The 13821-nt window shown below is 37.4% G+C and carries 14 protein-coding genes; 8 read left to right on the forward strand and 6 right to left on the reverse strand.

The window, feature by feature from the left end; all coding sequences use genetic code 11:
* Positions 1 to 27 precede the first annotated feature (27 nt).
* Entirely contained in the window at positions 28 to 1278 is a 1251-nt protein-coding gene (locus LG329_RS15395) for an MFS transporter (protein WP_404451701.1), read from the reverse strand.
* A 12-nt stretch (positions 1279 to 1290) separates the two neighbouring features.
* Positions 1291 to 1875 carry a TetR/AcrR family transcriptional regulator gene (locus LG329_RS15400; RefSeq protein WP_404451702.1) on the reverse strand — a complete coding sequence of 195 codons (585 nt, stop codon included), beginning with the start codon at positions 1873 to 1875 and terminating at the stop codon, positions 1291 to 1293.
* Positions 1876 to 2024: 149 nt separating this feature from the next.
* Between LG329_RS15400 and LG329_RS15405 the strand changes: the two genes are divergently transcribed.
* Entirely contained in the window at positions 2025 to 2201 is a 177-nt protein-coding gene (locus tag LG329_RS15405) for a YjzC family protein (RefSeq protein WP_404451703.1), read from the forward strand.
* A 37-nt stretch (positions 2202 to 2238) separates the two neighbouring features.
* Here LG329_RS15405 and LG329_RS15410 read toward each other — a convergent pair whose 3' ends face one another.
* Positions 2239 to 3411, reverse strand: a complete 1173-nt coding sequence (locus tag LG329_RS15410) for an MFS transporter (protein ID WP_404451704.1) — start codon at positions 3409 to 3411, stop codon at positions 2239 to 2241.
* A gap of 166 nt (positions 3412 to 3577) precedes the next feature.
* On the reverse strand, positions 3578 to 4168 hold the full coding sequence (locus tag LG329_RS15415) for a VanZ family protein (RefSeq protein WP_404451705.1): 591 nt from the start codon (positions 4166 to 4168) through the stop codon (positions 3578 to 3580).
* Positions 4169 to 4371: 203 nt separating this feature from the next.
* Between LG329_RS15415 and LG329_RS15420 the strand changes: the two genes are divergently transcribed.
* Both LG329_RS15420 and LG329_RS15425 read left to right on the forward strand, forming a co-directional pair.
* Positions 4372 to 5562 carry a DUF418 domain-containing protein gene (locus LG329_RS15420; protein WP_404451706.1) on the forward strand — a complete coding sequence of 397 codons (1191 nt, stop codon included), beginning with the start codon at positions 4372 to 4374 and terminating at the stop codon, positions 5560 to 5562.
* On the forward strand, positions 5559 to 5804 hold the full coding sequence (locus tag LG329_RS15425; protein ID WP_404451707.1) for a DUF2157 domain-containing protein: 246 nt from the start codon (positions 5559 to 5561) through the stop codon (positions 5802 to 5804). Before LG329_RS15420 ends, LG329_RS15425 begins: the two co-directional genes overlap by 4 nt.
* A 24-nt stretch (positions 5805 to 5828) precedes the next feature.
* Here LG329_RS15425 and LG329_RS15430 read toward each other — a convergent pair whose 3' ends face one another.
* Positions 5829 to 7025, reverse strand: coding sequence for an ornithine--oxo-acid transaminase (locus LG329_RS15430; protein WP_404451708.1), 1197 nt, complete (start codon positions 7023 to 7025; stop codon positions 5829 to 5831).
* A 159-nt stretch (positions 7026 to 7184) separates the two neighbouring features.
* Between LG329_RS15430 and LG329_RS15435 the strand changes: the two genes are divergently transcribed.
* Positions 7185 to 7541 carry a YisL family protein gene (locus tag LG329_RS15435; protein ID WP_404451709.1) on the forward strand — a complete coding sequence of 119 codons (357 nt, stop codon included), beginning with the start codon at positions 7185 to 7187 and terminating at the stop codon, positions 7539 to 7541.
* Positions 7542 to 7808: 267 nt separating this feature from the next.
* On the opposite strand, the gene LG329_RS15440 is transcribed toward LG329_RS15435, so the two are convergent.
* Positions 7809 to 8771, reverse strand: coding sequence for an ABC transporter substrate-binding protein (locus LG329_RS15440; RefSeq protein WP_404451710.1), 963 nt, complete (start codon positions 8769 to 8771; stop codon positions 7809 to 7811).
* A 226-nt stretch (positions 8772 to 8997) separates the two neighbouring features.
* Between LG329_RS15440 and LG329_RS15445 the strand changes: the two genes are divergently transcribed.
* The 4 genes from LG329_RS15445 to LG329_RS15460 all read left to right on the forward strand — a co-directional run bounded on the left by LG329_RS15445 (position 8998) and on the right by LG329_RS15460 (position 13646).
* The gene (locus LG329_RS15445; protein ID WP_404451711.1) at positions 8998 to 10011 is read left to right on the forward strand and encodes a FecCD family ABC transporter permease; all 1014 of its coding nucleotides are present in this window, start codon (positions 8998 to 9000) and stop codon (positions 10009 to 10011) included.
* The gene (locus LG329_RS15450) at positions 10011 to 11033 is read left to right on the forward strand and encodes a FecCD family ABC transporter permease (protein WP_404451712.1); all 1023 of its coding nucleotides are present in this window, start codon (positions 10011 to 10013) and stop codon (positions 11031 to 11033) included. Before LG329_RS15445 ends, LG329_RS15450 begins: the two co-directional genes overlap by 1 nt.
* Positions 11034 to 11049: 16 nt before the next feature.
* Positions 11050 to 12057 carry an NAD(P)/FAD-dependent oxidoreductase gene (locus LG329_RS15455; RefSeq protein WP_404451713.1) on the forward strand — a complete coding sequence of 336 codons (1008 nt, stop codon included), beginning with the start codon at positions 11050 to 11052 and terminating at the stop codon, positions 12055 to 12057.
* 98 nt (positions 12058 to 12155) lie between these two features.
* On the forward strand, positions 12156 to 13646 hold the full coding sequence (locus tag LG329_RS15460; RefSeq protein ID WP_404451714.1) for an alpha-amylase family glycosyl hydrolase: 1491 nt from the start codon (positions 12156 to 12158) through the stop codon (positions 13644 to 13646).
* The last annotated feature ends 175 nt before the right edge of the window (positions 13647 to 13821 follow it).

A 13821-nucleotide genomic window follows, 5' to 3' on the forward strand; every position in this document is an offset into this window, starting at 1 on the left:
GAAAGGTTTCACAGTTAAAGTAATTGATCAATCAATCATTTTAGCGCGTGATTCTTTTCTGCTTTGCAGTTTCATAACCCGAGTCATCATATAAATACCTATCATTCCCAGAATTAAAAAGCTTCCACTTATCACACTGGCGGGGACAAGTCCACCAATAGTAATAGCAGCACCAGCTAAAATCATCGTTCCCTGTCCAATAAAGCTATTTAAAGCTAGATATGAGCTTCGATAAGATTTGTCAGCTAATTCAGCAAGCAAACTTTGGCGAACGGGAATATACATTAGTTCCCCAAGTGAAATAAATACCATCAGTCCAATCAACAACCAGGGGGAGGAGGTATAACTTAGGAGCGCGTAGCCACATACATAGAAACCCATTCCCACAGATAGCCTCCAATAGTCAGATGTTTTATTAACCATCCAAGCTACGAACCCTACAGTTAGTACTACTAGCAATGTGTTTTCTGCATGCAATAGTCCAACCATATTTAATCCATCAATCGTAAATGATCCAAACAAAGAGGTTTCATTCATTGTTTTTTCTAAATGGACGGCGATATAATTGGTTAAATGGCTTTCAAGGGAGAGAACGAGTAATGTCCCTATTAGGAAAATAATAAATATGCGGTCACTCAATACCCGACGGTAACTTGACCATATCGATGACGGTGCCGCAGTCTGACCAGTTACTTCTTTTTTAACAAAAGTTTCCCCGATGTAAAGATAAGTAATCAATGAAGACAGTAGTGTAATTATAGCTACAGATATAAATAAATAGAAAAGATAATCCTCAAATAAAAATGCTCCCGTAATGCTGCCAAGCGCACTGGATAGATTCGCCACCCAGTATATAGCTGTAAATACAAAGTTCCGCTCATCTTTTTTTACTAAATCATAAATCATTGCATACGACACAGGCATATATATGCCGTTGCAAAACATGTTCACCATAAAAAGTGCAAAGCTCATATATGGTAAGACGGCCCATGGAGAATTAACGAAAGCAATAGCTAAAAATGAAATACCTATACCTAATTCCGAGAGTATAAGTAATTTCCTGCGACCTATTTGATCTGACCAATAACCCCCAATGAGACCGCCAACAATTCCTGAACAAATAACTAGAATAATAAGAACCCCTGTAATTGTCGCCCCAACCAATTGACTAAAATAAATCGCTATAAAAGGTATAATCATCGTACTCGCCAGATTTGTGGCAAACTGTAAATACATACGAATTTTTATTGAGCTATGCAAATTACGATAAGCGGTCATTGTTATGCCCTCCTATTTACCTATTCCAAATAAACGCAAAGCCTGGTTTTTAAAGGCATTGGTTAACTGCACGTTTGCATGATCGGTAAAGATTAGACGGATTCCACTAAGGTAAGCAAGATAACCATATCCAACCTCCTGTGGATCACTTTCAGGTAAGAAGCCTTTTTTCATTCCAATTTTCACGATATCCTGGATAAATAGGAAGAACGCATCAGCAAATTGGTCCAATTCCTCGATTTCGGAAAAACGGTGTGGCTGACCGATAACATATTGAATGATACGTAGCTCCTGCTCCATTTCCAAAAATAAATCAACATGGTTGCCAATAAGTTCTTTTAGTTTAGGAAGGGTTAAATTATCTAGACCTTCATAGACTTCAAGCATGTGTTCCTTAAAATAAGCTAACGGTTCAATTACACAGGCACGAAATAGGTTTTCCTTTGTTTCAAAATAGGTAAAAACAGTACCAAAGCTAACGCCAGCCTCTTTAGCTATCTCCTTAATAGTTGTTTTGGAATAGCCATTTTGAGCAAAAAGTTTTAACCCAGCCTGAAAAATTTCTTCACGCTTTTGATCTGAACGTGGTTTAGCCATATTACCCCTCCAATAAATGATTGATTAATTAATCAATCATAATTATAGATTAAGTTTAAATTGATTGCAACCTTTTGAATAAATAAGTCAAAATAGAAGAAAATAACTAGCAGGAATACTAGATAGAATAAGGATTAGGAGTGATAACAATGGGTGAATACAGCCATTTTCGTTTTGGACAAAAAGCACCGAATAACGGTGTATATATGGAAATAGGGGAAACAGGTAGTATGGTAAATGATCCAAAGATAATCAAGCTTAAGGCTGGAGAAAAATTTCCACAAAACTCGAACTTTGATCGAGTGTGGACACGGGATAAAAACTAAATGATAACCTGAATTTGCTTTGCCAAAAGACACGAGCTCACACCCGTGTCTTTTTGTATTTATGGGAATCGGAATGTTTTTCATGCATGGAAAACAAAGCCGTACCAAGGGAAATAATGACTAGCAATCCACCGATAGTTGCGGTCTGTTCAATTGACGCTTGTTCAATGACAACACCGCCGATTAATGAACCGATAGCAATACCAAGATGTAAAGCAGAGTTATTTAAGCTTTGCTGAATGTCTGATGTTTCAGGGGAAGCTTCAATTAGATAGCTTTGCATTGCAGGTGATATAGCCCAACTCATCATACCCCAAACAATCATTACACCAAGAAATAACGGCAGGAAAAAAGTTGTGTATGGAATGGCAAAGATTGCAATTCCAAAAGCAATAATAGCTATTAGAATCGTACGTTTTGTACCCATTAAATCTGCTAACGTACCACCAAAGCCACCACCGCTTACCGCTGCTATCCCGAAAATTAGATAGATAATACTTATCCAAGCCCCTTCAATTCCCATGGTTTCTTTTACAAAGGGGGTCAAATAAGCATACAATGTTGTGTGCCCAGCTAAAAATAGAAATGTCGTGCTTTGTGCAAAAAATATTTTCCGATTTTTTAATGTTGCCAGCTGTTTTCCAATCGGAATTGATGGTTTTGGCTCAACTTTGTCCATATATAAATAAATGGCGATGATGGAAAGCACGGTTAAAAAACTAATCAATACAAAGGGAGCACGCCAGCTAAAAGCATTACCAAGCATTAAGCCGATCGGTATACCTAATACGAGTGAGGCACTTACACCCATAGAAACAATACCGATTGCCCGTCCCCGATATTTTGGATCGACAATACTCGGAGCCATTGTTAAACATAATATAATCAGTAAGGAGCCACTTGTTGCCGAAATGATCCGCCCAATAACTAGTAAGCTATAAGAGTGGCTGAAAACTGTTACGATATTTCCAAGTAAAAATATGATTAATGAAATTAATGTTAATTGTTTACGTTCCACCTTGGAGGTTAAAATCAATAAAATAGGTGCTGCAATTGCAAAAATCAATGAAAAAATAGTAATCAAGAAGCCTGCTTGTCCAAGGCTGACATGCAGATCTGTTGCGATTAAATCCAGTATTCCACCGATGATTAATTCGACCATCCCAACAACAAATGAGATAATCATTAGTAAATAAACACGCTTGTCCATATAAATCTATGCTTCCTCTCTCTTTTCGTACCATTACAATAATAATGATTTATCCTATGAAAAACAAGATTAAAAGCATAGTTACTTTTGTGAAAGTTAAATGCTATAATTAGTAAAATTGAAAATAATGCAACTTTTGTACGGAGGGACAGTAAATGAAGTTTTATTAATCCTTCATCACAAACACCTTTTGAAAAACTGGATATATTACATACCCAATCGAAACACCTAAGACATTTAATAGAAGATCATCCACATCTAAACTTCCTCGACGAGTAATAAATTGAAAACCTTCTATCATGCATATCAGAACAATCGTGATTAGTAGCATCCGGATAAAAGAAGGCTTTTGACTGATATACCGATAATACAATCCAAATGGGATAAATAAGCCGATATTTGCACCTAAATTATAAAAGGATATCAATAACTGGACTTCACCAGATAGGTAAAAAATGATGGTGTCAAAAGGAATGAGATTGAAGGTATCGTATTTTTGGGTGTTTGGTCTGAAAAATAATAGGATAAGTAATGCCATGCTATAAAACAATGTCGTAAAGTGAAAAACCCAAGCTGATATTCGAATTTCTTCTTTTGTCACCCAACAAACAATGAATAAAGCAATGAAAGAAAAGCCAAACCAAACGACCCCTATGACAAGAGGGTGAAGGTAATTGGTTAATTGCATCCATAATGGTAAAAGGATAAAAAATATAGCTTGTGAAAGTAAAAGACCATACATTATAGTTTTTTTCATATTTCCTCCATACTAAACCCGTTATTATGGTGATACAAGACGATCAAGAAAACTTTATTTTGAAAAAGCTTATCAATATTTTAACATCAATCCGCTGCGTTTATGGGTAGACTTTATTTTTTCACGAAAAAAAGGAGGTTATTAGATCTTTATCGAATACTATAGATAGTAGAATTGTATTGGGAAGGGAAGTTGAACACTAAATGAGCGCAGAGCCAATTAGAGAGAGCAAGCGATTACTTTGGATAGATGCAGCAAGAGGATTTGCGATTTTTGGTATATTTATGGTCAATGTTGGTGCTTTTTCAGCACCATATTTCATGCATGGTGGTGAAGCAGGAGCTTGGCCTGGAACAGTCGATCATTTTGTACAAAGCTTCATTGATGTATTTTTTCAAGCCAGCTTTTATACATTATTTTCTTTATTATTTGGTTTTGGATTTCAACTAATGATCGATCGGTTAGTTGAAAAAGGTGAACATGTATACGGGATATTATTCCGCAGACTCCTCCTATTAATAGGGTTTGGCGTCGTACATGCCTTTGCGATATGGTATGGCGATATTTTATTGTCATATGGAATTATTGGGTTGTTACTATTACTGTTTGTGAAAGTGAAAAATAAAACTTTGTTAATATGGGCGTTTTTATTGATGGGGATAAGTGTTACATACTATACAACGTTTTTATATGATGTCCGCGAGTACCTCGGTTTTGTTGATCATGGGGCAATTAAACAAGCCATTGTAAATTATCAAAGTAATAGTTTAAGTGACATTTGGTCCCAGAATTATGTGGATTGGGAGTATGCAAACGGCGGAATCTCGTATTTATTTTTAACAAGTACACTATTACCGTTGTTTTTAGTGGGTATGTTTATCGCACGGAAAAGATGGCTTCATGATATAGAGCGTTTCCAAAAGGTATTGAAATGGGGATGGTTGATTAGTCTTGTAATTTTCCTGGTCTTAAAGTTAGGTCCATATGCGTATGGAAATCCTATCTGGTTTTCCTTTATCCAGGATAATCTAGGTGGTTCCGCATCAGCGTTATTTTACATTTTCTCCATAGGTTTATTGGCGAAAACTGACCTTGGAATGAAGTTAATTAGACCATTTGTCCATGTCGGCCGCATGTCATTGACCAACTATATTTCTCAATCCGTTATCATGTTTATCTTATTTTATGGCATAGGTTTCGCTTTGTATGGAACAATTAGCCCGTTGGAAGGCGTCATTATTGTAGTGATTATCTATACATTACAGGTATTTGCAAGCAGATGGTGGTTTAGACACTATCAATTCGGACCATTGGAATGGATTTGGAGGGTTCTCACATATAATAAGAAGCAGGCCTTTCGAAAAAATAATGTAAATCGAGGAGAATCTTCTTGAATAGATCAAAGCTAAAGAGTGAAGGACAGAAGTGGGTCAAGGATGACATTATTTCGGAGCAACAACTCGATCAAATACTTGCCAGTTATAAAACCAAAGATCCAAATACAATCATTCTATTATTCGCAGTTCTGTTATCAGGATTAGGTTTTTTAACGTTTATCACTTCCGATTGGGCGCGTGTTCCACACTTCTCTAGGATTGCAATAATCATCGCTTTTAAAAAATGCGAACCTCTTTAAGTGGAGGTTCGCATTTTTGGTTCATTAACCTTGTAAAACTTCTTTAATGTGGCCGATTGCCCAATCTAAATCATCTTTTTCAATGATTAATGGAGGTGCGAATCGAATAACATTTTCATGTGTTTCTTTACATAGTAAACCTTTTTCTTTAAGTTCTACACAATAGGAACGTGCTGGTTCTGTCAGTTCTACACCAATAAATAGCCCTTTACCACGAACTTCTTTGACAACTGGATTGTCTATTTTTCTAAGTTCATCCATCATGTAATTACCAAGTTCAAGTGAACGGTCAGCCAGATTTTCTTCTTCCAAAACATCAAGTGATGCGATTGAAACAGCACACGCTAGTGGGTTTCCACCGAACGTTGAACCGTGTGATCCTGGGTTAAATACGCCAAGGATATCTTTATTAGCTACGATACATGAAATTGGGAAAACTCCGCCGCCAAGCGCTTTTCCTAAAATTAGAATGTCTGGTGTTACATCTTCCCAGTCACAAGCGAACATTTTACCGCTACGGCCAAGTCCAGCTTGAATTTCATCTGCAATATACAACACATTGTTTTCTTTACAAACATCTAATGCTTCCTTTAAAAATCCTTCAGGTGGCATATTAATTCCAGCTTCACCTTGGATTGGTTCAAATAAGAAACCAGCTGTGTTTTCGTTGATTGCTGCTTTAAGTGCCTCAATATCACCATATGGAATTAATTTAATTCCAGGAAGCAATGGCCCAAACCCACGTTGATTTTCAGGTTCCGATGATAAAGAAACTGCTGTCATTGTACGGCCATGGAAATTGTCTTCACAGGCAATGATTTCTGCTTTGTTTTCTGCAACACCTTTTACGTCATAAGCCCAGCGTCTAGCTGTTTTAATAGCTGTTTCAACAGCTTCAGCACCAGTGTTCATTGGCAATACTGCTTCTTTGTTTGTTAGTTTACAAATCTTTTCATACCATGGACCAAGTTGATCATTATGGAATGCGCGTGATGTTAATGTAACCGCATCCGCTTGTTTTTTTAATGCATCAATGATTTTTGGATGACGATGCCCTTGGTTAACAGCAGAATATGCACTTAACATATCCATGTAACGGTTACCTTCAGGATCATCTACCCAAACACCCTCAGCTTTGGATATAACAACAGGAAGGGGATGATAGTTTTTTGCACCATATTCCTGTGTTTGATCGATAATGTGTTGACTAGAATGTGACATATTATCCCTCCATTAAAAAAATACAATACTTTTTCAGTATAACAGTTTTTTCTAAAAATTACTGCATGATAAATGTTCAAATATAATTCACATGAATTTCCCTTTTTTACGTGATATGATAGGTTTGTGAAGTATAGGAAGTAGAAAGGATGAAAATACATGACTACACATTTACATGTAACAGCGTGGGCGCTTGCATTTATTCTGTTTATCGTTGTTGTGATTTTGAATAAATCAGGTAAAGAAAAAGGCGCGAAAATCGTACATATGATTCTAAGACTAGATTACTTATTGATATTGTTTTCCGGAGGTTCACTACTCTCTGCATACTTCGGTGGAAGCTCAATGATGGGCGAGGCAATCTTTAAAGGATTGGCTGGAATTTGGGCTGTTTTTGCAATGGAAATGATTGCTGTGAAAATGGCAAGACATGAAGCAACAAAAAGCTTTTGGATTCAACTAGTAATCGCAGTAGTGATTACCTTGATTTTAGGATTTGGACGTTTACCATTATAATTTGCAGGTTAAAATTAGTAAGGCCGTGTATCTGAGGATGCGCGGCCTTATTTTTATTCTGTGCGCTATAGTTATAACCGCCAATTTAGGCTTTTATCAGCCGATATATTAGGATAACCGCTGATTTATTAATATATCCGCCGTTACGGAAATATAACTGCCAATTTGAAAATATATCTGCCATTCGCATTTTTCGCTCGCGTTTTCAACCTCGCAATAAAAAACCCGAGCAAAGCCATCAAGCCTCGTCCGGGTTCTACAAAAAGATTATTTAACTAACGTTTCTACCAATGCATCTATTGTTTTTTCGGATGCGATCAAACCATTATTTGTCCAGAAGCTTGGATCGTTCATGATATAAACTTGATCGTTTTTAGCTGCTGGAATACTTTGCCATACATCACTTTTCTCTAATGTTTCAAGTCCCTGTTCTCCTTCTAGGCCTAAAAGGAAGATATGATCTGCTTTTAGTTCCGAAAGCTTTTCCATGGAGATTGGATTCCACGCGGTTTTCGATTCACCTAAGCTTTCAACGAATGGCGGTACTTTAATACCAAGCTCGGAGTATGCAACTTCAGCGCTGTGACGATCTTTTTCAAATAAAAAGAATTCCCCTCCGACTACCCACATCATTGCAACTGATTCTTCGCCAATTGAATTAGCTAATTTTTCTTTCGCATCCGCAACCTTCTTATCATATGCTGCTAACACTTCATCTGCTTTTTCTTCTTTTCCAAGAATTTTACCGAAAACTTCAATTTGTTTACGCCAGTTAGTTGTAACATCCTCAGGCATAACATAGGTTGTAGCAATTTTTTGGTAATCCTCATAAGAACCTTCGTAACTTGCGAGGTTGCTTTCTAAGATGATTAAGTCCGGGCTATGTTCTAGAACTTGTTCCTGTGGAAGGTTCCATTCGATGCGTGGCAAGTCCTTTAGCTGTGGTTCCAAGTATTGCTGTACAGTTTTGCCGATTGCCCATTTTGCAACAGGAGTCACACCAAGTGCTAGTAACGAATCTTCATGGAATGGAGCGACAATTCGTTCTACGTCGGCTGGAATGGTTACTTCACCTTTTTTACTATCTACCGTTACTTCAGAACTCTTTGATCCTTCTGATGAATCCTTTGATATTGTATCACTGCTATCATTGCCACAAGCTGAAACTACCACCAACAAAAAGGCTAGTGAACAAACCATGAGCATTTGTTTTTTAGAAAAAATTCGCATATGTATAATTCTCCCTCTGAATTAATTTACTTTCCTAATGGAAATGATAATCATTTTCATTTATAATGTCAATATACTGTTTGTGTGAAAAAAAATAGATAATCAAACATTGCAGAGAACAGGAATAATGTCTATACTTTCACTGGAAGAAAATATAGGAATTTGCTGTTAAAGTAGATGTTTAATCGAACGAAACTAATTATACATATAAAGTCAGGGGACCATCATGATCGCTACAATTACGCATTCACGTTTATTAAAAACGATAATAAATATAGTTGCCATAGTTGCTTTGATTTTTTCTATCGGGATTTCTGTATCGTATGGCGCAGTTGATATTAAACTATCAACTGTCTGGGAAGCGGTTTTTCAATTTAATCCTAGTTTAACCTCTCATCAGGTTATCCAGGAATTGCGATTACCTCGTGCATTTGGGGCAGCTTTAGTCGGCGCATTCTTAGCCATTTCTGGTGCGATTATGCAAGGGATGACGCGAAACCCATTAGCATCACCATCGATTATGGGAGTAACAAATGGTGCCGCATTCACACTTGTGATTATGCTGGCCTTTTTCCCCGGTGTATCCAATATTGGCTTAACACTAGCTTCATATGCAGGGGCAGGTATCGCGGTTGTCCTTGTATTTATGGTTGGCTCTTATTCAAAAAGTGGCTTAACACCTGTTAAGCTTGCGCTGGCGGGTGTTGCGATTGGGACGTTACTCAGCTCAATCTCATCTATAATTTCGCTTCATTTTCAACTGGAAAAACAAATGAGTTTTTGGTTTGCAGGTGGACTTGCCGGAACGAACTGGACGTCGATTCAAATCCTTCTGATCTCAGGGGGGATTGGGTTAGTTCTAGCAATCTCAATTGCAAAATCGATAACTATACTTAGCTTAGGTGAAGATATTGCGTCAGGGCTGGGCCAAAATAATATTCTAATAAAAATTATCGGCATTATTGCTGTGCTAGTCTTAACGGGTGCAGCTGTGTCCATCGCTGGTACAGTCGGATTTATTGGGCTTATTATTCCACATATTACCCGATTTATTATGGGGACGGATTACCGATGGATTATCCCGTCATCGGCGATTTTTGGCGCACTTTTATTAGTGTTGGCTGATGTTGTAGCGCGATTAGTAAATGCACCATTTGAAACGCCTGTAGGGGCTATTACCTCTTTAATTGGTGTCCCGTTCTTCCTTTACTTAGCGCGTGGTAGTGGAGGTGGAAAATAATGACACCAGAACAAAGGATTAAACGTAAAAAGTTTCTTGCAATCATAGTCGGACTGATTGTATTAATAATTGGCATGTTTTTTGTAAGCCTAAGTACTGGGGTTATTCAACTGACACCAAGTGAAGTTATCAAAACGTTGTTTGGTCAGGGAACAGATAAGCAGGAGTTAGTACTGTTTGATTTCCGATTACCTGGTATTGTGCTTGCATTGTTAATCGGTGCAGGTCTTGCGGTCTCAGGTGCAATTCTGCAAGGTGTTACACAAAATGACCTTGCCGATCCGGGGATTCTTGGCATCAACACTGGTGCGGGTCTGGCAGTTGTTTTATTTATCTTTTTCTTTCAAGATACTATTAACATATCAAGTACCGTTTCGGCCTTTATTATGCCAGTCTTTGCACTTATCGGAGCGGTTTTTGCAGCATTCCTGATTTACTTTTTAGCATGGAAAGATGGGGTCAATCCTATTCGGTTAATTTTAGTCGGGATTGGTGTGAATGCAGGATTCAGTGCAGCATTAATCATATTTCAATTAAAGATGGATCCGCAAGACTTTCGACAAGCTACGGTTTGGCTGGCAGGTGACATTTGGAGTGCAAACTGGAGTTTTGTATGGGCTTTATTACCATGGATTTTCATCCTGATTCCATTTACCTTACATAAGGCTAATAGCTTAAACGTATTAAATTTAGGCGATGATATTGCGGCAGGATTGGGAACAAGTGTGGAGCGTGAACGTCGTTTACTCCTCTTGTTGGCTGTTGCATTAGCTGGAGCTTGTGTTGCGGCAGGTGGCGGAATTGCGTTCTTAGGGTTAGTCGTACCACACATAGCGCGAAGAATTGTTGGCCCGACACATCAACGGATTATTCCGGTTTCAACCTTGATTGGGGCCTTATTGTTAATGCTATCGGACACAATTGGAAAAACTATTTTGGCACCTACAGAGATTCCGGTAGGGATTATTGTTGCTATTTTAAGTACACCATATTTCATCTATTTATTAATGAAAACAAAGTAAAGGCAGGGGAATCACAGTGGAGAAAGAGTTAGAGTTATTTGATGTTACCATAATTGGTGGGGGACCAGCGGGGTTATTTTCAGCTTTTTATAGTGGTATGCGAGAAATGAAAACAAAAATTATCGAGCATTTACCATTTTTAGGAGGGAAGGTAGCTTACTACTACCCGGATAAAGTTATTCGCGACATTGGCGGAATACATACGGTGACAGGGGCTAAGCTAACCGAGCAGCTTATCGAACAAGGGAAAACATTTGATCCAACAATCACCTTAGAAGCTCGAGTTACTGAAATGGAGAAATTGGAAGATGGGAATTTTCTTTTAACTGATCACAATGGAACTCAACATTATACGAAAACAGTAATTCTTGCAGCAGGGTTTGGGCCATTACAATCCGTGGAGCTTGATTTGCCAGATGCACCACAGTATAAGAATCATAATTTACATTACCATGTACGGGAAATGGGAACATTTAGAGACAAGAATGTGGTGATTTCAGGTGGTGGAAATTCCGCGATTGATTGGGCAAATGAACTAGAACCGATTGCCAAAAGTGTAACACTTTTATATCGTCGGGACCAATTTACCGGGCATGAAAGCAACATTACGAAGATGAAAAATTCCTCGGTAACACTCCTTACATCTTGTGTGATCAATCAATTAAACGGGGATGGGCATCGTCTGTCATCTGTAACTGTTCACAACACAGAAACTGGTGTTTTTCATGATATTGAATTGGATGATCTCGTTGTTAATCACGGTTTTATTGTAGATTTAGGTGAAATTGGTAATTGGGGAATGGAAATGAAAGACGGCACCATAAAGGTAGATGGTGATATGCAGACAAGTGTTCCAGGGATTTTTGCAGTAGGGGACCTTGCTAATTTTACTACAAAACTTCCTTTAATCGCAGGAGGATTCAATGAAGGTCCAATCGCAGTAAATAGTGCGAAAAAGCACATTGCTCCTACCAAAGAATTGGAAAAGTTATATTCCACCCATATAGATGCATTTAAAAAATAAATTATGAAGTATTTTTAACAATCCTTGCAACTCCATTGACTATTGGGCAAAAAGCGTAATAATTAACAGTGGTAAATAAATAGCTGGAGGACGTTTGTATGAAAAAAGCAATACTATCTTCTTTATTAATCCTATTTTTCATTGTAGGAACAATCCCTGTAAATGCAGCGGAAAAACCTATTAAAGAAGAGATTATATATTCAATCGTGGTAGATCGTTATAATAACGGAAATCAAGCCAATGAAGAACAAGTCAATCTGGAGGATCCTTCTGCCTATCACGGTGGGGATATTGAAGGAATAATTAAAAAGTTAGATACAATTAAATCACATGGGTATACAACAATCTCATTGTCGCCAATTATGGCTAACGCCCCAAATGGATATCATGGTTATTGGATAGAGGACTTCTTTAAAGTGGAAGAACAGTTCGGTACATTAGATGATTTGAAAAAATTAGTTAAAGAAGCACATGATCGAAATATGAAAGTTGTACTAGAGTTTGTGACGAACTTTGTTGCTCCTACTCATCCTCTAGTAGATGATCCAGCAAAAGCTGATTGGACGAAGCAAACTACAGTAAAAGATACCCTTTGGTTAGACGATACGACTACGCTTAACCAATCTAATCCGGAAGTGAAAGATATGCTTTTTGAAGCAGCTACCTTCTGGATAGAAGAAGCAAATATTGATGGATATAAACTTCATGCTATCGATCAATCATCACCAGCTTTTTTAACGGATTTTGTTAATCATGTTAAATCAGTAAAACCCGATGCCTATTTGCTTGGCGGTGTTTTAAATGAAGATAAAGTAAATGAAGAATATTTGGATTTAGGTATACCGTTAATTGAAAACGCACCAGTTCAGGAATCTATCGTAAACGTTTTTACGAATGTTGGAACTCCATTAACGAATATTTATGAAACGTGGGAAGAAACTGGTGAACGTGCAGGACTGGTTTATGTGGATAATGCTTACACAGAACGATTCACACGTAAAATTGTGGAAGGAAATCTAAATCCTCAAACCACATGGAAACTAGCTTTGGCATACTTGTATACAAGCCCTGGTGTTCCGCTCGTTTTTCAAGGAACGGAAATTCCGATGGATGGAGATACGACAAAAGAAGTACTTCAAATGGTTCAATTTAATAGTGGGGACACCAAAGTTAGAGACTTTTTGGAAAAAATCTCATCAATTCGCTCTCAATTTCCAGTTCTTTCACATGGTGATTTCAATCTAGTCGACACGAATGGTGCTTTGAGTGTATTTAAACGTACTTATAAAGATGAAACTATGTTTATTGCCTTTAACAATGATAACGAAACCAAAAGGGTTACGGTTAAAGATGTACCAGAAGGCATGCAATTAAGTGGTTTACTTGGAGACAATATTGTACGTGAAAATGAACAAGACGAATATATACTTACATTGGATCGTGAAACAGTTGAAATTTACACCTTAGAAGAAAATAAGGGACTAAACTGGTTGTTTATTGGAATGGTAATTAGTATATTTGCGATATTTGTTGCTGCGATTATGACCTTAAGTTATAAGCAACGAAAAAGAGAGAGAAAGAGTATGTAGTGCTTCCTGGTTCCATGGGACAAACAATATTATATCTTAGTACAGTAATTCGGAATGAGTTTACTGTGCTATTTTTTTTGCATTTTTCATGATCCACTAAAATCGTTATTCTTATCAAGATTCAAACCAAATAATTTGAATTTTGTGTTAAAATAAACATAGGTTTTGGTGAGGG

The organism is Virgibacillus necropolis (genome assembly GCF_044793635.1).
Classification (GTDB): Bacteria; Bacillota; Bacilli; order Bacillales; family Amphibacillaceae; genus Virgibacillus_F; species Virgibacillus_F necropolis_A.